Annotated in this window: 15 protein-coding genes; 2 read left to right on the forward strand and 13 right to left on the reverse strand. The window is 72.5% G+C overall.

All coding sequences use genetic code 11. The features are described 5' to 3' along the window. Nucleotides 1-69 precede the first annotated feature (69 nt). Nucleotides 70-582, reverse strand: a complete 513-nt coding sequence (locus tag N6H00_RS09510; protein WP_268971156.1) for a MarR family winged helix-turn-helix transcriptional regulator — start codon at nt 580-582, stop codon at nt 70-72. Between the two features lie 120 nt (nt 583-702). On the opposite strand from N6H00_RS09510, the gene N6H00_RS09515 reads away from it, so the two are divergent. Beyond that, complete coding sequence (locus N6H00_RS09515) at nt 703-1,119, forward strand: organic hydroperoxide resistance protein (protein WP_311035029.1); 417 nt, start codon at nt 703-705, stop codon at nt 1,117-1,119. Nucleotides 1,120-1,264: 145 nt separating this feature from the next. Here the strand turns inward: N6H00_RS09515 and N6H00_RS09520 are convergent, their stop codons facing one another. Both N6H00_RS09520 and N6H00_RS09525 read right to left on the reverse strand, forming a co-directional pair. Beyond that, nucleotides 1,265-2,281 carry a DNA polymerase Y family protein gene (locus tag N6H00_RS09520; RefSeq protein WP_268976890.1) on the reverse strand — a complete coding sequence of 339 codons (1,017 nt, stop codon included), beginning with the start codon at nt 2,279-2,281 and terminating at the stop codon, nt 1,265-1,267. A gap of 731 nt (nt 2,282-3,012) precedes the next feature. Further along, entirely contained in the window at nt 3,013-6,603 is a 3,591-nt protein-coding gene (locus N6H00_RS09525) for a DNA polymerase III subunit alpha (RefSeq protein ID WP_268971158.1), read from the reverse strand. A gap of 352 nt (nt 6,604-6,955) precedes the next feature. Between N6H00_RS09525 and N6H00_RS09530 the strand changes: the two genes are divergently transcribed. After that, nucleotides 6,956-7,399 (forward strand): subtilase-type protease inhibitor, encoded by a 444-nt coding sequence (locus tag N6H00_RS09530; protein WP_268971159.1) that lies wholly within the window; start codon nt 6,956-6,958, stop codon nt 7,397-7,399. Between the two features lie 132 nt (nt 7,400-7,531). Here N6H00_RS09530 and N6H00_RS09535 read toward each other — a convergent pair whose 3' ends face one another. From N6H00_RS09535 to N6H00_RS09580, 10 genes are all read right to left on the reverse strand, one after another. After that, on the reverse strand, nt 7,532-8,608 hold the full coding sequence (locus N6H00_RS09535; protein WP_268971160.1) for a S1 family peptidase: 1,077 nt from the start codon (nt 8,606-8,608) through the stop codon (nt 7,532-7,534). A 348-nt stretch (nt 8,609-8,956) separates the two neighbouring features. Further along, the gene (locus N6H00_RS09540; protein ID WP_268971161.1) at nt 8,957-9,898 is read right to left on the reverse strand and encodes a slipin family protein; all 942 of its coding nucleotides are present in this window, start codon (nt 9,896-9,898) and stop codon (nt 8,957-8,959) included. Nucleotides 9,899-10,108: 210 nt separating this feature from the next. After that, the gene (locus tag N6H00_RS09545) at nt 10,109-11,014 is read right to left on the reverse strand and encodes a S1 family peptidase (RefSeq protein WP_268971162.1); all 906 of its coding nucleotides are present in this window, start codon (nt 11,012-11,014) and stop codon (nt 10,109-10,111) included. Between the two features lie 317 nt (nt 11,015-11,331). Then, nucleotides 11,332-12,690, reverse strand: a complete 1,359-nt coding sequence (locus tag N6H00_RS09550) for an NtaA/DmoA family FMN-dependent monooxygenase (protein ID WP_268971163.1) — start codon at nt 12,688-12,690, stop codon at nt 11,332-11,334. Then, nucleotides 12,687-13,790: an LLM class flavin-dependent oxidoreductase gene (locus tag N6H00_RS09555; RefSeq protein ID WP_268971164.1), complete on the reverse strand. Its 1,104-nt coding sequence runs from the start codon at nt 13,788-13,790 to the stop codon at nt 12,687-12,689. Before N6H00_RS09555 ends, N6H00_RS09550 begins: the two co-directional genes overlap by 4 nt. 31 nt (nt 13,791-13,821) lie before the next feature. Beyond that, the gene (locus tag N6H00_RS09560; protein ID WP_268971165.1) at nt 13,822-14,784 is read right to left on the reverse strand and encodes an ABC transporter substrate-binding protein; all 963 of its coding nucleotides are present in this window, start codon (nt 14,782-14,784) and stop codon (nt 13,822-13,824) included. A 49-nt stretch (nt 14,785-14,833) separates the two neighbouring features. Beyond that, the gene (locus tag N6H00_RS09565) at nt 14,834-15,595 is read right to left on the reverse strand and encodes an amino acid ABC transporter ATP-binding protein (RefSeq protein ID WP_329618526.1); all 762 of its coding nucleotides are present in this window, start codon (nt 15,593-15,595) and stop codon (nt 14,834-14,836) included. After that, nucleotides 15,592-16,482, reverse strand: coding sequence for an amino acid ABC transporter permease (locus tag N6H00_RS09570; RefSeq protein ID WP_268971166.1), 891 nt, complete (start codon nt 16,480-16,482; stop codon nt 15,592-15,594). Before N6H00_RS09570 ends, N6H00_RS09565 begins: the two co-directional genes overlap by 4 nt. A 122-nt stretch (nt 16,483-16,604) precedes the next feature. Further along, entirely contained in the window at nt 16,605-18,488 is a 1,884-nt protein-coding gene (locus tag N6H00_RS09575; RefSeq protein ID WP_268971167.1) for an FAD/NAD(P)-binding protein, read from the reverse strand. A 512-nt stretch (nt 18,489-19,000) separates the two neighbouring features. After that, nucleotides 19,001-20,209 carry a DUF5685 family protein gene (locus N6H00_RS09580; protein WP_268971168.1) on the reverse strand — a complete coding sequence of 403 codons (1,209 nt, stop codon included), beginning with the start codon at nt 20,207-20,209 and terminating at the stop codon, nt 19,001-19,003. Between the last annotated feature and the right edge of the window lie 185 nt (nt 20,210-20,394).

Raw genomic sequence — 20,394 nt, forward strand, 5'->3', positions numbered from 1 at the left:
GCCGGTTCCGGGGCCTACGGCAACCCCGGGACCGGCTATCCGCGTTTCGTCACTCCGACAGGGGCCCGTCTAGAGCTCGTCGTCGGCCAGCGCCGCGTCGAGGGCCGCCGTGAGCCGCAGCAGCCGCGCCCGCAGATCGATCGCCTCCTCGGCGTCGAGGCCACTGGCCTCGATCGCCTTCAGGGGGACGACCTGGGCGCGCTCCTTCAGCGCCGTCCCCTCCGCCGTCAGCCGGACCGTCACCGAGCGCTCGTCGTGCGCGCTGCGCTCGCGCTGGACGAGTCCGGCCGACTGCATCCGCTTGAGCAGCGGCGAGAGGGTACCCGAGTCCAGCCGCAGGAACTCCCCCAGCCGTTTGACCGGCATCTCCCCGTGCTCCCACAGCACGAGCATCGCCAGGTACTGCGGATAGGTCAGCTCCGTGTCGCGCAGCACCCGGCGGTAGAGGCCGTCGAAGGCGCGGGAGGCGGCGTGCAGGGCGAAGCAGAGCTGCCGGTCGAGCCGGAGCAGCTCGTCGGCGGGAGGCAGCGGCGCCTCCGGGGCGGTGGTGCGGTCGGTCGTGCGGTCGGGCTGATGCGGCATGTATCCAGCGTACCCTTTAGTTGTGCGCAACTTAATTGTGTGCTGTACTTCCGTCCGGAGGCAGGGCGCACCGAGCACCCGCCTCCCTCCGACTGCCGGAACACGAAAGGGATGGTCTTCATGGACGCGCTCTACACCGCGGTGGCCACGGCCAACGGACGCGACGGCCGGGCCGTGAGCTCCGACGGACAGCTCGACCTGCCGCTGGCCATGCCGCCCGCCCTCGGCGGCAGCGGCCAGGGCACCAACCCCGAGCAGCTGTTCGCCGCGGGCTACGCCGCCTGTTTCGCGTCCGCGCTCGGCCTCGTCGGCCGCCAGGCCAAGGTCGACACCAAGGACATCTCCGTCACCGCGGAGGTCGGCATCGGCAAGGACGAGGCGGACGGCGGCTTCGGGCTCAAGGTGACGCTGCGCGTCGAGCTGCCGAGCGAGCTCGAGAACGAGACCGGCCGCAAGCTGGTCGAGCAGGCGCACCAGGTGTGCCCGTACTCCAAGGCGACGAGGGGCAACCTCGAGGTCGAGCTCGTCACCGAGTGACCGGGTAACACCCGGCAGCCCGGCGGACGGCGCGCCCTGCCCGTACGGAACGAGGCAGGGCGCTCATCCACGCGCGGCCAGGCGTCAGTCGTCCGCGGCGAGGCCGACCAGGGTGTTCACCTTCGGAGGAACGTTTACGCCGTTTTCACGCCACGTCCAGGAACCCGGCGGGCCGGATCGCGGAGTCGCCGAAGCGGGCGCGGGCCCGGTCGGCGGCGGCCTCCAGGCGGCGTGACTTCTCGTCGGCGGGGTCGAACGTCAGCTGGTGCGGGGCGAGTTCGGCATCCACCAGCCCCTCGACGCGCAGCGCCACCGACCGCACCCGGGCCCGCTGCAACCCGAGCGCGTCGTGCAGCGCGTACGCGGCGGTGGTCAGCGCCGGGGTGTGCGCGGTCGGCTCGGTCAGGGTGCGGGAGCGGGTGGTCGTGGAGCGGTCGGCGTAGCGGACGGTGAGGCTGAGCGCGGTGGCGACCTGGCCGCTGGTGCGCAGCCGGACGCCGAGCCCGTCGGCGAGGGTGAGCAGCGCGCGGCGCCTGCGGACCGGGTCCAGCTCGTCGTGCCGGAAGCGGTGTTCCGCGCCCATCGCACGGGCGGGGGCGTTCGGGGTGACCGGCGCCGGGTCGACACCGCGCGCCCACGCGTGGACGCGGCGCGCGGTCGCCACGCCGAGGATCCGCTGGAGGGTGGACAGCGGCGCGGCGGCGATCCGTGCGGCGCTGTCCAGCCCGTACGCACTCAGGGTGCGCGCGGTCGCCGGGCCCACCCCGGGCAGGGCGGTGGGCGGCTTACGGGCCAGGAACGCGGCCACGGCATCCGGATCGCCGGGAACGGTACGGACGGAACCGGCCGCACGGCCGGCCCGGCCGCCCTCGGGGCCGGAGGCGTCGGACTCCTGGGCGGCCATGCGGGCGAGCATGGGGTTGGCGGCGACGCCGACGGTGCAGTCCACGCCGTACCGGGCCAGCGCCCGGACCCGTACGATCCCGGCCAGCCCGGCCGCGTCCCGCCCGAAGTACCGCAGCGCACCCCGCACATCGGCCAGCGCGGCATCGGGCGGCAGCGCCTCGACGACCGGCGTCAGCTCCCCGAGCAGGGTGAGCAGGCCCTGATAGACGTCCTCCCCGGGCGCGGGATGGAACCGCACGTACAGCACATGCGGCACGTCATCGGACCGTTCCGGACCGTCGGCCCGCCCCCGGCCCGCGTCGCCCGCCCCGCCGGCCCCGCTCCGGGTCCGGCCACCGGCCGGCGCGTCCTCGCCCGCCTCGTCCTCCGGCGCCCCGGCCGCCGCCCCCGCGTCCGCCTCGTCCTCCGGCGCCCCAGCCGCCGCCCCCGCGTCCGCCTCGTCAGCGCCGCCCGGGGTCCGGCCCCCGCCTCCGCCTCCGCCCGCCTCGTCGTCGAACTGGTCGAACTCCTCGGCGCCACCGCTGGGTTCACCGGCCGCCGAACCCGCCGCCGCACCGTCAGCGGGCCCCCCGGGTGCGGCGGCACCGGCCGAGGGGTCGGCCGGGCGCGCGACGGGGGCGGCCGAGGAGACCGCACCCGTACCGCCGGGGGCGCCCTCCCCCGCCACGACCGACGACTGGCTCGGCGCGGGCGGGCGGGCATCGGCCGCATGGCCGGCCTCCGCCCCGCCCCGGGGCACCGCGCCATCCAGACGCATGCGCTCCCCCGGCCCGGCCCCGCCCCGCGCCCCGGGTGCGAGTGGTCCGGCCGACGCCGGTGGGGGTGCGGTGGCCCGGACGCCGAGCGGGACGACGCCGACCAGGGACATGGCGGACGGGACCGCACCACCACCGGCCCCGAGCGCGGGCCCGCCCTGGCACGGCCCGACCCGCAGCACGGGCGACGTGGCGGCGGACGTACGGCGGGGCTGCCGCCCCTTCGGGGCGTTCATCCCGCGCTCCCCGGACTCGCGTGCCACAGCTTGCGGCCGGTCGCGGCCTGGTCGCCCGCCGGCCGGAGGTCGGCCCAGGGGTGCATGGCGTAGCCGGTGGGCATCTCGATGCGGCGGTCGGAGCCGGAGTCCGCCCCGGCCGTCTCCGGGCCCGCCCCGGCCAGTTCGGCGGCGACCGCCTCGAGGCCGCCCTCCTTCCTGAGCCGGGCCAGTTCGGCGAGGTTCCACACGGCCGAGCCGACGACGCTGAGGCTGCGCGGGCCGCGCCGCTGGACCACCCCGCGCACGAGCAGCAGCCAGGAGTGGAAGACGGTGTGCGCGCAGGCCGCGTGGCTGTCGTCGAAGAAGGCGCAGTCGACCAGCCCCGTACCGTCGTCGAGCGTGATGAAGATGACCCGGCGTCCCGAGCGGATCGGCGGGGTCTGGGTGGCGGCCTTGGCGCCGGCGACGAGCACCGTCTCCCCGTGCGGCGCGTCGCGCAGCCGCTTCGCGGGGATCGCGCCCAGCTCCTCCAGGAAGTCCCGGTGGTCGCCCATCAGATGGCGGGAGACGTCCATGCCGAGGATGCCGAGTTCGGCGCCGAGGCGTTCGTCCGCGTCGAGGTCGGGGAGGCCGGCGGGGGCGGCGGGGCCGGTTTCGGCCAGCGGAAGCTGGCCCTCGGCGTTGTGCCGGGCGGCGGCGCCCCGCTGCTGGCGGTGCAGTTCGGCGATCTGTAGCAGCAGGTCGCGGCGGCTCGCGCCGAACGCGTCCAACGCGCCGACCTGGGCCAGCCGTTCGGCGACCGGCCGCCCGGGGTGGGCGCGCAGCCACAGGTCCTGGAGCGAGGAGTACGGCTGTCCGGCCACGATCCGCTCGGTCTCGGCCTCGCTGATGCCGTGGACGTCGCTCAGCGCCAGCCGGATCCCGACGCCCTCATGACCGTCTTCATGACCGTCCCCATGACCGCCCTCATGACCGCCCTCATCATTGGCGTCCTCTTTATTACGGCTGTCATGAGAACCGCCAGACGTCAGTTCGATTCGATAGGCGGCCCCCGACCGGTTCACGTCCAACGGCAGGATCGGCACCCCGCGCCGCCGCGCGTCCGCCAGCAGCAGCCGCTTCGGGTACATCCCGGGGTCATGGGTGAGCAGCCCGGCGTAGAAGGCGGCCGGATGGTGCGCCTTGAGCCATGCGGACTGGTACGTCGGGACCGCGAAGGCGACGGCGTGCGCCTTGCAGAAGCCGTACGAGCCGAACGCCTCGACGATCTCCCAGGTGCGCTCCCGTACCTCCGGCGCATAGCCCCGTTTCTCCGCCTCCGCGTGGAACCAGGACCGCACCCGCCCCTGCCGCTCGGGGTCGGACAGCGCGCGCCGCGCCTCGTCGGCGAGGTCCCGTTCGCAACCGGTCATGATCGACACGATCTTGATGATCTGCTCGTGGAAGACCACGACCCCGTAGGTCTCGCGCAGCGCGTCCGCCAGGTCCGGATGCGGATAGCGCGCGGGTTTGCGGCCGTGCCGGGCGTCGATGAAGGGCCGGACCATGTCGGCGGCCACCGGACCCGGCCGGAAAAGCGATATGTCGACCACGAGGTCGTGGAAGGAGGTGGGCTGGAGCCGGCCCAGGAGATCACGCTGACCGGGCGATTCGATCTGGAAGCAGCCGAGCGTCTCGGTGGAGCGGATCAGGTCGTAGGTGGCCGGATCGCCGGGCCGGACCTGACCGGGGTCGTCGAGATCCACGTCCCGCCCGGTGGTCCGGCGGATCTCCGCGACCGCGTGCGCCATCGCGGACTGCATCCGCACACCGAGGACATCGAGCTTGAGCAGTCCGAGCTCCTCCACGTCGTCCTTGTCGAACTGCGACATGGGAAAGCCCTCGCCGCTGGTCGGCACGATGGGGGTACGGGCCGGCAGCCCGGCGTCCGAGAGCAGCACTCCGCAGGGGTGCATGGCGATGCCACGGGGCAGCCCGTCGAGCGCCTCGACCAGTCCCCAGAACCTGCTGAAACGTTCCTGTCCCGCGGTCGCCTCGCGGAGCGCCCGCAGCTCGGGCAGTTCCTCCAGCGCCGCGCGGGCATCCCGGGCGCGGATGTGCGGGAAGGACTTGGCCAGCCGGTCCACCTCGGCCGGGTCCATGCCGAGCGCCGCGCCCACGTCCCGTACGGCATGGCGCACCCGGTAGGTCTCCGGCATCGAGACGGTCGCGACCCGCTCCGCCCCGAACCGCTCGAAGATCGCGCGATAGACGTCGAGCCGCCGCGCGGACTCCACATCGATGTCGATATCGGGCAGCGCGGCCCGCCGCACCGACAGGAAGCGCTCCATCAGCAGGCCGTTGGCGACGGGGTCGGCGTGGGCGATGCCCAGCAGATGGTTGACGAACGACCCGGCGCCGGAGCCACGGGCGGCCACCCGGATGCCGAGCGCACGGGTGTCGTCCACGACCTGCGCGACGGTGAGGAAGTACGAGGCGAAACCGAGCCGTTCGATGGTGCGCAGCTCGTCCTCCAGCCGCTCCCAGCGCGCCCGGTCGCGGTCGTACCCCCGCAGCACCATGGCGGCGGCGCAGCGCGACCGCAGCACCCGCTCGGCGCTCCGCCGCCCGGCCCCGACCAGACGGGGCTCGGGGAAGTGGACGCTGCCCAGGCCGATGTGGCCCTCGGGATCGACCAGACACCCGGCGGCGGTGCGCCGGGTCTCCTCCAGCAGCCGGTACGCGGCATCCCGCCGCATCCCGGCCGCCGCCACGATCCGCTCGGCCGCCTTCGCCATGTCCCGGGGGCCCTTGAGCCAGCGCTCACCGCTGTCGAGCGCGCCGGGGTCGCGCGGGTCGATGGGAACGAGCCGGCGGGCCGCGTCCAGGACATCGGCGACCGGCCCCTCCCCCGGGTCCGCATAGCGGACGGCGTTGCTCAGCACGGCCGGTATGCCCTGTTCTGCGGCGAATCCGACGGTACGGGCGGCGAGCCGCAGCGAACCCGGGCCGGTGCCGGCGCGGCCGTGCCAGACGGCTTCCAGCCGCAGCGCGTCACCGAAGAGTTCCCGCCAGGGGGTGATCAGCTGCTCGGCCCGGTCGGGGCGTCCGGCGGCCAGGGCCCGGCCGACGTCGGAATCCGGGCCGAGCAGCACGGTCAGCGGGGCGAGCGCGCCGGCGGCGCCCACCAGATCGCGCCAGTGCAGCAGGGGCGGCCCGGCACCGTTGGTCCGGGCGGTCCCGGGGTGGGCGAGCCCCGCATGGGCGGCGGAGACCAGCCCGCACAGCGCGGCCCAGCCCGCCGCGCCGTCCCGGGCGAGGAAGACCACCCGGGGCGCGGACTCGTCGATGAACGCCCCGCCGCGCACCGGCGTCCGGCGCCGGGCGGTACGCCCCGGCTCCGGGGCCTCCATCCGTACGGCGAGGTCCACCCCGAAGAGCGGCCGCACCCCCGCACGCTCACACGCCCTGGCGAACCGCACCGCCCCGGCGAGGCTGTCGCGGTCGGTCAGCGCGACCGCGTCCATGCCACGCTCGGCGGCGCGCTGCGCCAGCCGCTCCGGGTGCGCGGCCCCGTACCGCATGGAGAACCCGGACGCGGTGTGCAGATGCGTAAAGCCCGGCATCCACACCTCCCGCTGCTCGCACCCCCTGCCCGACCCTGCTTGTCCCACGCCCCACCATAACCCCATTCTCGAACAGGAGTACGAGTTGGTTCGGCGGCCTTCTTCATCCACCATAAGCACATAAAACGACACCAAGTTCCGCGTGTCGCCTTCGGAAGCGGCGGAGCCGGGACGCGACAGCCTCGCCGGGGCGGCGCGCGGCGTTCCGCATCGAAACATCCGCCGCACGCGACAATAAGCCACCGAACGACTACGTGTAGCGACCGGAAGTGCTCGATTGGCGTGCGCTCTTGACGCGTACCGCGTAAGGCTCCGTCCGGTATCTGCAACCATGAGCAAGGGAGTGTTCGACATGCGGAAGACCACTGGGGCGATCGGGCTGGGAGCCGCTCTGACCGTGAGCGCCGTGCTGGGGATCGGCACGAGCGGCACGGCGAACGCCGAGCCCGTCAAGCCGAAGAGCCTGTACCCTCCCTCCGCCCTGGTCCTCACCGTCGGCTACGGGGCCGACGCGGCCACGGCCAGGGTCCAGCGGGCGGTCACGCTGAGCTGTCGCCCCACCCCCAGCGGCACCCACCCGGCCCCCGCCCAGGCATGTGCCGAACTCCGTTCCGTGAACGGCACGTTGGGCCGGCTGCGGACCGGGGCGGAGCCCGGCCGGGTGTGCACCAAGGAGTGGCGTCCGGTCACCGTCACCGCCGAGGGGGTCTGGGACGGCCGCCGGGTGTCGTACGCGCACACCTTCGCGAACAACTGCTTCAAGAACGCGGCCCCGACGGTGATCTTCGAGTTCTGACCGGCTGAGCCCGTCCGACCGGCTGAGCCCAGGCGAGTTCCGGCCGGCCGCACCACAGAACAGGCCCCCGGACACCCTCCACGGGTTCCGGGGGCCTGCTGATGTTCTGTTCGTACCGCTCTACCCGGCCCTTCAGCCGATCTCGGCGCCGAACGCCTGGAGCGCCTCCGGCACCGGCTGGAAGAAGGTCTCGCCGCCCGAGGAGCAGTCACCGCTGCCGCCGGAGGTCAGGCCCAGCGCCGTGTCGCCCGAGAAGAGCGCGCCGCCGCTGTCGCCGGGCTCGGCGCAGACGTTGGTCTGGATCAGCCCGGAGACCGACCCCTCCTGGTAGTTGACGGTCGCGTCGAGGCCGGTGACCTCGCCGTCGTGCACCTGGGTGGTGGAGCCGCTGCGCGTCACCGTCTGACCGACCGTGGCGTCACCGGCCTTGCTGATGGCCTGGGTGCTGCCGTTGTAGAGGTCGACCTCGCTCGGGTGGTCGGTGTCCGCGGTGTACTTGACCAGCCCGTAGTCGTTGCCGGGGAACTCGCTGCCCGCGTTGGTCCCGATCTCGCCGCCGCCCTGCGAGTCCGACCAGCTGCTGATGGCCTCGGTGCAGTGACCGGCGGTCAGGAAGTACGGCTCGCCGTCCTTGACGACGTTGAAGCCGAGCGAGCAGCGTCCGCCGTCGCCCCAGATGGCGTCGCCACCCGCGATGAAGGTGGAGAACTTCCCGGCCGAGCGCTTCACCTCGACCTTGTCGCCGAGCGCGTCGGTGACCTTCTGAAGCGCGCTCAGCCGGTCGCCCTTGACGGTGCTGTCCGCGGTGACGACGACCTTGTTGCTTCTGGGGTCCACCGACCACGAGGTGCCCGGAATGGTGGCCTTGTCCTTCAGCGTCTGACGCGCCTTGCCCAGCTCGGCCAGGGTGTACTTGACCAGCTTGGCCTCGGCTCCGGCCTCCCGGACCCGGTCCACGGCGGTCTCGTCGACCACGTTGACGACGAGCTTCTTGGCCTTGGCGTCGTAGTACGAGCCCGCCGTGTCGCTCTTGAGCGTGGCGGTGAGGGTGTGGGCGAGCTTTCCGGCGGCGGTGACCGAGAGGGTCTCCGGCTGGGCCTCACCGGGCGCGGCGTTGGCGCTCTGGAGGGTGATCCCCGTGGCGACCAGGGCCGCTATGCCGGCTCCGGCAATGGCGACACGACGCTTCGGTATGCGGCGGTGCTTCAACTCTCTGCCTTCCAGTGGGGGGTTGGGCCGTCGGCAGTGGGGTGCCAGGGCCCGGAGGGCGTAACGACATGCCGCTTCTCCCCACGCGGGGCGCGTTCATGCCAAATTGCGCCGTCGAGTATTCCCATCACGACCGGGCGCGCACAAGGGGGCGTTCACCTCATGGGCGTGAAATGTACCCTGCGGCCCCGAGTCCGGACATGCCGGGGCCCGCACACCTCATGGGTGTACGGGCCCGATCAGGCGCATCCGAACGGAACGTCACACCTCGCGGATCTCCCCAGCTCAGCGCCCCGCCGGCAGCTCCTCACTCCCGGCGGGGCGCTCCTCACGGCCCCCTCTCGCGGCTCACCGGTCCACGGTATGCGCCTCCGGTTCCGGCTCGCGCTCGGTGATCCTCGGCATCGCCGGCCGGGCGGACTGCGCGGACTGGGCGGGTGCGGCCTCCCGCTCCGGAGCGGCGGCCGGGGCGCCGCCCGCCGCACCGCCCGCCACGCCGCCGTCCGTCCGGGCCGCCCCCTCCGGGAGCTCCTGCTGTCCCTTTTCCAGGAAGCGCAGCAGCTCGACCGGGATGGGCAGCACCAGCGTGGAGTTCTTCTCGGCGGCGACCGCCATCACGGTCTGGAGCAGCCGCAGCTGGAGGGCCGAGGGGGTGTCGGCCATCTGCGAGGCGGCCTCGGCCAGCTTCTTCGACGCCTGGAGCTCCGCGTCCGCGTTGATGACCCGGGCGCGGCGCTCCCGGTCGGCCTCCGCCTGGCGGGCCATCGACCGCTTCATGGTCTCCGGCAGCGACACGTCCTTGATCTCCACCCGGTCGATATGGACGCCCCAACCGACGGCCGGGCTGTCGATCATGAGCTCAAGGCCCTGGTTGAGCTTCTCGCGGTTGGAGAGCAGATCGTCCAGATCGCTCTTTCCGATGATCGACCGCAGCGAGGTCTGGGCCATCTGGGAGACGGCGAAGCGGTAGTCCTCGACCGCGACGAGCGCGTCGGCCGGGTCCACGACCTTGAAGTAGACGACGGCGTCGACCCGCACCGTCACGTTGTCCCGGGTGATGCCCTCCTGGGCGGGCACGGGCATCGTCACGATCTGCATATTGACCTTGTAGAGCCGGTCGACGAACGGGGCGATCATGGTGAAACCCGGCCCCCGGATATCCGAGCGCAGCCTCCCGAGCCGGAAGACCACCCCCCGCTCGTACTGCTTGACCACCCGGGCCGCGGCCAGCACGCCCAGGACGCCGAGGCAAGCCAGTACCACTACCAATGTCACGAGCGCGTCCACCATCACGGCCACCTGCCGTCCGTATCGCGAACAATGCCCCGTATGGGGTACTGATGTCCACGATAGTCCGCCGGTCGGACAGGGGGGAGAGCCGCGGAAAGCCCCCGCCCGGTGGCCCGGACGGGGGCTTCTCAGCAGGCTGCTCAGCCGGCGATGATTCGGCGACGATTCGGCGATACGGCGCCGATCAGCCGATCAGCGAACGGGCGCCGATCAGTACACGCTCACGCCGTACGCGTTCAGCGCCTCGACGACCGGCTGGAAGAACGTGGTGCCACCGGAGGTGCAGTCGCCGCTGCCGCCGGAGGTGAGGCCGAGGGCGGTGGTGCCGGCGTAGAGCGGGCCGCCGCTGTCGCCGGGCTCGGCGCAGACCGTGGTCTGGATCATGCCGTAGACGATGTCACCGCCGCCGTAGTTGACCGTGGCGTTCAGCGCGGTGACCCGGCCGCTGTGGATGCCGGTGGTGCTGCCGCGCCGGGTGACCGTCTGGCCCACGGTCGGGTTGGCGGCGGAGGTGATGTCCTGGCTGCCGACGGTGCCGGAGGGGGACACCGAGCCGCTGTACTGGACCAGACCGTAGTCGTTGGTCGGGAAGCTGGAGCCGGCCGTCGGGCCGATCGTGGAGGTGTGGCTGGAGTTCGACCACCAGGTGCCCGCACCGTCGGTGCAGTGACCGGCGGTGACGAAGTAGTTGGTGCCACTGCTGCTGCGCACGTTGAAGCCGAGGGAGCAGCGCCAGCTACTCGCGTAGATCGCGTCGCCGCCCGAGATCAGCTTCTGGATCTTGCCGGGGGTCCGCTGGACCTCGATCGCGTCGGCGCTCGCACCGGCGGTGTTCTTGATCTTGGCTATCTCGCTCTGGGACACCGTGCTGTCGGCGGTGACGACAAGCTTGTTGGTCGCCTTGTCGACATACCAGGCGGTGCCCGCGACATCGGCCTCCAGGACGGCGTTGCTCGCCGACTTGGCCTCCGCCGCGCTGAAGGTGCGGGCGTTGTCGCTTCCGGCGTAGGCGGCGGGGGCGGCGAGCGCCGTTCCGGCCACCAGGGCGGAGGTCGCGGCGATCAGGGCGATGCGTCTCGCCTGCTTACCGTGGGGGGCGTTGCGCTTGATCCTCAACTCTTCCTCCGTGGGAATCGGGGGTCCGCTCGAGTGGGCAGGCCCGTGAGGCGCAGTCAGAGAGCACGCCGAATAGTCCCATTCGACGTGCCCCTGACAAGCGCTTCCGGAAGTATTCGTGGCCATGGGCGCACCGCGCAAGAGGACAATTCGGAACAGCCGCCTGGCACACGCCACATAGCCCCGGCGGGTTCAGGCCGCCGGGGCTTGTGCTCCCATCCCCTTGGGGTATCCCATGAGACGGATGCGCGGGCGATCAGGTTCCGTTGTGGCGCGGGCGGATCACACCCCTTCGGCCATCCCGGTCCCGGGGCCGCTCAGTCCCCCTCCCGCCGCTCCCCCGGATAGGGAAGTCCCAGGTGGTCGCGGAGTGTCGGACCGGTGTACGCGGTGCGGAACGCCCCGCGCTCCTGGAGCAGCGGCACCACCCGGTCCACGAAGTCGTCGAGCCCGCCGGGGGTCAGATGCGGTACGAGGATGAAGCCGTCGGCGGCGTCCGCGGCGACGTATTCGGCCATCTCGGCGGCGACCGCCTCCGGGGTGCCGATGAACGACTGCCGCCCGGTCGCCTCGATGACGGTCTGCCGGATGGACAGCCCTTTCTCCTCCGCCAGCGCCCGCCACTTGGCGGCGACGGCCAGCGGGTCACCATGCCGCACCCGGCCCTGGGCCAGCTGGGCGTCGGGGTCCGGGTCGATGTCCGGAAGCGGCCCGTCGGGGTCGTAGCCGGACAGGTCCACGCCCCAGATCTGCTCCAGGGTGAGCAGCGCGGTCTGGGGCGAGACCTGCTGCCGCCGGATCTCGGCGGCCTTCTCCCGGGCCTCGGCCGCGGTGTCGCCGAGGACCAGGGTCACCCCGGGCATGATCTTCAGTTCCTCCGGGGCGCGCCCGTACCGCGCGAGCCGCCGCTTGACGTCGGCGTAGAAGGCGCGCCCCGCCTCCAGTGAGCCGTGCCGGGTGAAGATGACGTCGGCGGTGGAGGCGGCGAACTCCCGCCCCTCGTCGGAGTCCCCGGCCTGGATCACCACCGGATGGCCCTGCGGTGAGCGCGGCAGGCCGAACTCGCCCTCGAGGGTGAAGTGCCGGCCGGTGTGGGCGAACGCGCGGGGCGTACCACCCGGCGTGCCACCCCGCAGGCCGTCCGGCGTGCCGTCCGGGGTGCCCTTCGTCCCCTGGGAGTCCCACAGTTCGCGGGCGACGGCGACGAACTCGGCGGCCCGGGTGTAGCGGTCGGCCCGGTCCAGGAAACCGCCGCGCCGGAAGTTCTCGCCGGTGAAGGCGTCGGAGGAGGTGACCACGTTCCAGGCGGCGCGGCCTCCGCTGAGGTGGTCCAGGGAGGCGAACCGGCGGGCCAGCTCATAGGGTTCGTTGAACGTGGTGTTGACGGTGGCGGCCAGCCCCAGCCGTTCGGTGACGGCCGCGAGCGCGTTCAGCACGGTGATCGACTCGGGCCTGCCGACCACGTCGAGGTCGTGGATGCGGCCGTTGTGCTCGCGCAGCCGCAGCCCCTCGGCGAGGAAGAAGAAGTCGAACAGGCCGCGCTCGGCGGTGCGCGCGAGATGTTCGAAGGAGGAGAAGTCGATCTGGCTCCTGGACCGGGGATCGGCCCAGACCGTGGTGTTGTTGACCCCGGGGAAGTGGGCGGCGAGATGGATCCGCTTGCGCTGCCGGCTCATCGGGCGGCCTCCCTCTCCAGGGCGTAGCGGTTGGCCGGGCGGGACAGCCCCAGGTGGTCGCGGAGCGTCGCACCGGGATAGAAGGTGCGGAAGAGCCCTCGGTGCTGGAGCAGCGCCACACTGCCGTTGACGAAACGCTCCAGGTCATGGCGCGGGGCGACGGGGGTGATGTGGAAGCCGTCCACGGCGTCGGCGGTATGCCATCCGGTGATCAGCTCGGCGAGGTCGACCGGTCCCCCGCGGTACAGCGGCGGTCCACCGGCCGTCGCGGGCGGCCGCACCAGCGGGGCGTCGGCCGGGGAGCGCCCGGCCGCGCCCTCCCCGTCGGCCAGGTCCACGGCGACGGCGGCGAGCACGGTGAGCGCGCCGGCCTCCCGGCCGTACCCCACCGCCCGGCTCCGCAGCTGGTCGCGGAGGCGGCCCGCCTCCTCCGGGGAGGTGGCGTGGACGTACACCACGTCGGCGTGCCGGGCCGCGGTCTCCCAGGTCACCGGGTCGGTGGCGGCGACGGCCACGACCGGGTGGCCCTGCGGGGGCCGGGGCACGATGGCGGGGCCGCGCACCGTGAAGCGGGGCGACTCGAAGTCCACGTAGTGCAGTTTGTCGCGGTCGATGAAGCGGCCGGTGGCGGTGTCGCGGATCTCCGCGTCGTCCTCCCAGCTGTCCCACAGCCGGGCCGCCACATCGGCGACCTCCCCCGCCTCGGCCCACAGCTCCCCGGCGGGGGCGGCCGGGCGGCGGCCCACCAGCCGCGCCTCCGCCTCCGTGGACGACACCTCGACCCGCCAGCCCGCCCGGCCGCGGCTCACCCAGTCCAGGGTGGCCACGGCGGAGGAGACGTGGAACGGTTCGGTGTGGGTGGTGGTGACGGTCGGGACCAGCCCGATCCGCCCGGTGGCGGGTGCGACACGCGAGAGCACGGCGAGCGCGTCCAGCCTGCCGCGGCCCGGCCCCGGCGGGCCGAAGGTGTCGTCCAGGGTGACGAAGTCGAGTGTGCCGCGCTCGGCGAGGCGGGCGAGGTCCACGTAGTACGGCGCCTGGTACTGCCCGTCGCCGTCGATGGCGGCAGCCAGGTGCAGGGTGCCGGTCGGTACGGCCATGGTCAGGGCCTTCCTCGGTCGGGGGCGGGGGTCACGGCTTGGGCAGACCGGGCGGGTTGATCTCGGACTGCTTCACCGCCTCACTGGAGAGCCCCCACCGCTTCAGAACCTTGGCGTACGAACCGTCCTCGATCACGTGGTCGATGGCCGCGGCGTAGGCGTCGACCAGCCCGCTGCCCTTCTTGGTGGTGGCCGCGATCTTGCCCTGCACCTGGTCGCCGCCGCCCGAGAAGCGGCCGATGATCTGGGTCTGGCCGGTCGAGGCGACGTGGTAGGCGGAGGTGGGGTGGGGGCCGAAGTAGGCGTCGATACGGCCGGACTGGAGGGCGAGGTAGTAGTCGGTGTCCTTCTGGAAGTACTTGATGTCCACGGGCTTGCGGCCCGCCTTCTCGTTCTCCTTGCTCCAGTCGACCAGGATCTTCTCCTGGTTGGTGCCGGAGGAGACCGAGATGGTCTTGCCCGCCACGTCCTTCGGGCCCCTGACCCGCCACGACGTGCCCTTCTTGGCCTCGAAGGCGAGGTCGTCCAGCCGGTAGGTGGCGAAGTCGTACTTCTCCTTGCGCTCCTCGGTGACCGTCACATTGGAGAAGACGGCGTCGAACTTGGAGCTGTCGAGGCCCACGAAGAGGTTCTCCCAGGAGACCGCCTGGAAGTCGACCTTGAGCCCGAGGGTGTCGGCGACCAGCGTGGCGATGTCGATCTCCGAGCCGATCCGGGTCTTGTCGTCGGTCGCGTAGAAGCCGAGCGGGGCGGCGGCGTCGGCGCTGCCGCCGATGCGCAGGGTGCCGCGCTCGCGGATCGCGGCCGGCACCTTGGCCGCGATCGACTCGACCTTCTTGCCTCTGATGCGGTGCTGGTCGGGGCCGATGTTGATGGCGTTCTTCCGGTTCTTGGAGCCCACCGTCTCCTGGACATCGCCGTCGCCGCAGCCGCCGAGCAGGGCGGAGGCGGTGAGGGCGGCGACGGCGGTGACGAGGGTGCGGCGGGTCTTCACGGGGTGCTCCTTGCACAGAGGGACAGCGGCGTACGTGACCATCGGCGGATCACAGGACCTTGGAGAGGAACGCCTTGGTGCGTTCATGGCGCGGGCTGTCGAGCACCTCGGCGGGCGTGCCCTGCTCGACGATCCGGCCGCCGTCCATGAAGACGACGGTGTCGGCGACCTCCCGCGCGAAGCCGATCTCATGGGTGACGACGATCATGGTGGTGCCCCGGTGGGCCAGGTCCTTGATGACGTCGAGGACCTCGCCGACCAGTTCCGGGTCGAGGGCGGAGGTCGGCTCGTCGAAGAGCAGCAGCTCGGGTTCCAGGGCGAGGGCACGGGCGATCGCCACCCGCTGCTGCTGTCCGCCGGAGAGCTGCCGGGGGTACGCGGACGCCTTGTCGGCGAGACCGACCCGGGCGAGCAGCGTCCCGGCGGCCTCGACCACCTGCTTCCGGGGGCGGCGCAGGGCCGAGACCGGCGCTTCGACGATGTTCTCCAGCACGGTCAGATGCGGGAAGAGGTTGAAGTTCTGGAAGACGAAGCCGATCCGGGTGCGCTGCTTGAGGATCTCGCGTTCGCGCAGCTCGTAGAGGCGGTCGCCCTGACGGCGGTAGCCGACCAGCGAGCCGCCGACGCTGATCCAGCCGCTGTCCACCTTCTCCAGGTGGTTGATGGCGCGCAGCAGGGTGGACTTGCCGGAGCCGGAGGGGCCGAGGACCACGGCCACCTCCCCGGAGCGCACCTCCAGGTCGATCCCGCGCAGCACCTCCAGCGGCCCGAAGCTCTTGTGGACGGAGCGGATGTCGACCATGGCGGTCATCGGGTGGCTCCCCGCGAGAAGTGGCGCTCGACGAATGTCTGCACGATCGAGAGCACGGTGGTCAGGATGATGTACCAGACGGTCGCGACCATCAGCAGCGGCACGACCCGGCCGTTGCGTCCGTAGATGACCTGCACCTGGTAGAACAGCTCGCCGATCGCCATGACGGAGACGATCGAGGTGCCCTTGAAGAGCGAGATGACCTCGTTGGCGGCGTTCGGCAGGATCGAGCGCATCGCCTGCGGGAGCACGATCCTGCGCAGCTGCCGCAGCCGGGGGATGCCGAGCGCGGCCGCCGCCTCCAGCTGTCCGCCGTCGACGGCGAGGACTCCGCCGCGCACGATCTCCGCTGCGTAGGCCGCCTGGTGGAGGGCGAGTCCGAGGACCGCCGCGCTCATCGCGCCGACCAGACCGGCGGTGTCGAAGGAGAAGAAGCCGGGGCCGAAAGGGATGCCGAAGTCGATCCGCTGGTAGAGATAGGTGAGGTTGAACCAGAAGAGCAGCTGGACGATGAGCGGGATGGAGCGGAACGCCCAGATGTAGGTGAAGGCGACCGACTTCAGGAACGGGCTCTTGGACAGCCGCATGAAGGCCAGGACGATCCCGAGGGCGAAGCCGAGCGCGGTGCCGTAGAAGGTGAGCTGGATGGTGATCCAGACCGCCTTGAGGATGGTCGCGGTGGTGAAGAAGTCGGCGAAGACGTCCCATTCCCAGCCGGGGTTGGTGACCAGGCCGTGGGCGAACTGGGCCACCAGGACGGCGGTGACGACCACCGCGGCCCAGCGCCAGGGGTGGCGTACCGGGACGACCTTGAGGGCGGAGTAGTCCTCGCGTGCGGCGCCGCCATCGGCGGCCTTGCCGACAGGCGGATCGGACGTCAGCGACATGGAGGGTCCTTCAGGGGGGAGCGGAGGGTTTTCCGGGGGCGGAGGGTTTTCCGGGGGATGCTCAGAGCTCAGGCGATGCGCGGGACTCGGACGGCGAGCGGGACTCGGACGGCGAGCGGGACTCAGACGGCGAGCGAGGCGCGACAGGACAGGTCGCGCAGACAGCGCAGCAGTGCGCGGGCGGTCGCGTCGTTCTGCCGGAACGCGGGTGCGTTGGTACGGGGCCGGGCGAAGGCGCCGGAGGCGCGGGCGTCGGTGTGCGGGCCGAGCGCGAAGCGGCGCGGATGCGGATGGCCGGCCCGGTCCAGGACCCGGGCGTCGGCGGGGCTGACGGCGAGCAGTCCGGCCGGGGTGGCGGCGGCGCCGTCGCGGTGCAGGGAGCGCAGCAGGCTGTCGCGGGAGCGGTCCACGGTCGGCTCCGGCAGCCGGGCCTCGACCAGCGCACGGGCCTCGACGGCGTGGCCGGGCACACTGGCGGAGCTCGCCCGGAACACCCCGCGCAGCGGATCGGCGGTCACGGTCGTCTCGGCGCCGAGGAAGCGGACCACTCCCGCGCGGGAGAGCGCGAGCAGCTGCTCAAGCCGTGGGCCGGGCGGTCCGGAGGCGAGGAAGCTGAAGAAGCCGTGCCACCAGCCGCCGATGTCGCCGAGCCGGGTCAGCTGGCCGTAGACGGACAGCAGGGCGAGGAAGACGGCCAGGTCGGGGCTGTGGGCGGGGTCGTGGCGGCGGGCGAGGTCGGCCTCGATATGGGCGCGCAGCCCCTGCTGGAGGGCCTCCTCGGTGGGGAACCGCAGCCCGGTCAGGGGGCGGTCGAGGGCGTCCAGGCCGAGTCGGTCGGCCGGATCGGGGACGGCCGCCGTGACCAGGGCGTCCAGTGCGGGACTGCCGGGCGGGCAGGCGGCGTACTTCTCCTCGAACGCGGACCACTCGCCGGCCGTCCGCTCCGGATGGGCGGTGAACAGCCGGTGGTAGTGGGCGAATCCCAGCTCCTTGGTGATCAGGGGCCAGATGTCGCGCCGGAAGTCCGGCCGTTCGGGGCGCGACAGCAACGCGTCGACCTGGGCGGGGCCGAAGAAGCGCGGCACTGGGGGCCGTTCGCCGTCCAGCGAGTAGCCGATCTTGGCGTGGTACGGCACACCGCGCCGTGAACCGGCGTACAGCACGGGCTCGCGGCCGGAGGGGCGGTACACCAGCTCCCCGTCCGGGCCGCGCTCGTAGCGTCCGCCGCGCCCCTCGGTGAGCAGCAGCATCAGATCGACGAAGGCCAGGCCGAGGCCGCGTACGAGCACCGGTTCCCCGGGGCGCAGTCCGCTCAGGTCGCTGTCGGCGGTGTACTCCGGCGGGAGGTGGACGAGTCCGTGCTCGGCGGCGAACGCGCTGAGCGCCCGCTGCTCGGCATCGGGTTCGGCGTCGAGGTGGCCGAGGGTGAGGACCACGGCGTCGGCGGTGATCGGGGCGGTCCGCCGCTCCAGCCACACCTGCTGGCGTCCGTCGCGCGGCCCGGTGACGCGTACCGCCCGGTCCCGGTGCTCATGGACGGTGGTGCCGGGCGGCAGGGCGGCCACCGACCGCTCGTACACCCAGCGCAGATAGGCGCTCTGGAGGCGTCTGGTGGCGAAGCTCTGCCCGGTCAGGGCGGCGGCCTCGGCGGCGAGTTCGGGCGGCAGGGCGGGGGACACCTCTCCCGCGCGGACCTGTCCGGCCCATTCGGCGAGGGAGGGGCCGGGACGCAGCGGGCCTTCGCGCTCCACCGACTCGTCGGTGAACATGGTGACGTCCTCGGCCATGGAGTTCATCCACAGCAGCGGGGACTGGTCCGGCCGCCAGATACGGCCGCCACCGGGCGGGTGGGGGTCGACCAGGTGCAGCTCGAACGGGACGCCGTCGCCGTACAGTTCGGGGGCGTTGGCGGCGATGCGCTCGATCAGACCGGTGGCGCGGGGGCCCGCGCCGACGATGACGATCGTGGCGGGCGATCGGGAGGGGTGGTCCGATGTCGCGGACATGCGAGGGCTCCGTGAGTTCTGAAGTGAACACACGCATGGCCCGCACACACGGCCGAGCCCCTCAGCTCGGCATGGGCCCGAGGCTAAGGCGTCCCCACCGTGCGCTGTCAAGACCGTCCGAACTGTGAGCAGTGCGTCTCACCACGGTTGACGTGCAAGCGGAAGGCTGCTCCACTTGGACCATGGACTCTTGGCAGCGACTGGTCACGCGCGACCACATCGACTTCGGTCGGGTGTGGTCCTCGTCCTGTTCGGGCTGACCGCCCGCCTCCGCTGCCCTGGGGGAATCCCCCGGATTCCTCCGGAATTCCCCGGAATTCTCCGGGAATACCCTCCTCCAGCGCTTCGAGGCTTCGCCCGCCCGCCGGTTCCCTCCTCCGGTGTGGCCGCCGCATCCCCGCGTCGTCACGCGCCATCGGCCCTCGCGCACGCATGACCGCAGCACACGTTTGACGCCAGCACACACGGTTCAGCACACCCCTCCCCTCGGGTGCCCCGGCACCGCCTAGCGGCTAGCAGTCGCAGCCGCAGTCACAACCGTCGCAGCAGTCACAGCAATTGCAGCAGTCGCCGCAGTTGCCGCAGCAGTCACAACAGTCACAGCAGTCATCGCACTTATGGCACAGGCCCTCGCGCGGCTGCCCGGTCCACGGGTCGTGGTACGGGTCCCGGCAGCACACCTGGCAGGTGCAGCACAGCCCGGTCCACACCAGGCAGCCGGCGATCAGCCCCCGGCGCCGGTGCGGCGGCTCCGGAGGCGCGCCGCCGGGGCCGCCCGGGGTGATCCACGGCGACTGCGGCGGCGGCCCGTAGGAGGACTCCGGGCCGCCGGAGCCATGGCCGGTGTGCGCACAGCCGCCGGTGCCGAAGGCCCGGTCGACCGCGCGCTCCAGCTCGTGGACCAGCAGCACATGGGCGAGCCGCCCGGACCCCTTGTCCGCGAACCGGGTGTCCTTCAGGGCCAGCCGCACCCCGTGCACCGCGTCGTCGCACAGCCTGCGGACCTCGGCGAGAGAGGTGCCGGTGGCCGCGATCGGGTTCCAGGCGCCGGTCCGGGCGTCCTCGGCCAGGTCCTCCACCGCGTCCAGCAGATGGGCGAGCCGTCCGAAGAGCCGGCCCGCCTCCTCCAGCGGGGTCCGGTTGCCGGGCCGGCCGGCCAGGACGGCGGTGTGCCCGAAGGCCGCGGCGGTCGCGGTCTCGGTCGGCTCGGTGATGGTCAGCAGTGAGGTGCCGGGGCCGGCCTGGGACTCGAGCTCCGGCTGCCGGCCGACCGCGTCGAGCAGCAGGGCGGTGTCGAAGCCGAGCGCGGCGCCGCCGCGCTCCCCCGCCCGGTCCCACCGCCCGGCCACCCGGCGGGCGGCCGCGGCGACCGGCCGCCGGGCCAACGCCCCGTCGCCGTCCGCGACATGGTCCCGTACCTTCGCCGAGGCCAGCACCAGCGAGACGGTGGCCGCCAGCCGCGCCCCCTCGCCCTGGGCGACCGACGCCGTCCGCATCCCGCGCAGCGGACAGGGCCCGGCGGTGCGCCGCCAGCCGTCCGAGCGCCCGGCCTGGGCCTCCACCAGTACCGAAATCACCAGGCCGTCGTAATTGGTGGCGATGCGGGCGAACTGCCCGTGTTCACCCCGCAAGGCGAGGCACAGCCCGCACAAATGCGCCATCCACTCGGTGCGCAGGTTTTCCGACAGCCGATGGCGGCAAGGCCGGATAATGCCAAACACAAAGATCCCCGTTCACCCATACGTCCCCGACGTCACCCGTCCGGCCGCGGCGGAGTCTACCCAGCGCTCCGTCAGCCTCCATAAGCAGGGGGAACTCTGATATGGCGCCAGTCGTTGTGCACCAGTAACGTCACGAATCCCCTGTGCGGCCGCAATCCACGTGGCAGACCATCCGCATCATGGAC

The organism is Streptomyces sp. S465 (assembly GCF_026898115.1).
Taxonomy (GTDB): Bacteria; Actinomycetota; Actinomycetes; order Streptomycetales; family Streptomycetaceae; genus Streptomyces; species Streptomyces luomodiensis.

Coding starts and splice junctions, on each gene's coding strand:
- N6H00_RS09510 (WP_268971156.1), bottom strand. CDS start 582: ATGCCGCATCAGCCCGACCGCACGACCGACCGCACCACCGCCCCGGAG.
- N6H00_RS09515 (WP_311035029.1), top strand. CDS start 703: ATGGACGCGCTCTACACCGCGGTGGCCACGGCCAACGGACGCGACGGC.
- N6H00_RS09525 (WP_268971158.1), bottom strand. CDS start 6,603: ATGCCGGGCTTTACGCATCTGCACACCGCGTCCGGGTTCTCCATGCGG.
- N6H00_RS09530 (WP_268971159.1), top strand. CDS start 6,956: ATGCGGAAGACCACTGGGGCGATCGGGCTGGGAGCCGCTCTGACCGTG.
- N6H00_RS09540 (WP_268971161.1), bottom strand. CDS start 9,898: ATGGTGGACGCGCTCGTGACATTGGTAGTGGTACTGGCTTGCCTCGGC.
- N6H00_RS09550 (WP_268971163.1), bottom strand. CDS start 12,690: ATGAGCCGGCAGCGCAAGCGGATCCATCTCGCCGCCCACTTCCCCGGG.
- N6H00_RS09555 (WP_268971164.1), bottom strand. CDS start 13,790: ATGGCCGTACCGACCGGCACCCTGCACCTGGCTGCCGCCATCGACGGC.
- N6H00_RS09565 (WP_329618526.1), bottom strand. CDS start 15,595: ATGACCGCCATGGTCGACATCCGCTCCGTCCACAAGAGCTTCGGGCCG.
- N6H00_RS09570 (WP_268971166.1), bottom strand. CDS start 16,482: ATGTCGCTGACGTCCGATCCGCCTGTCGGCAAGGCCGCCGATGGCGGC.
- N6H00_RS09575 (WP_268971167.1), bottom strand. CDS start 18,488: ATGTCCGCGACATCGGACCACCCCTCCCGATCGCCCGCCACGATCGTC.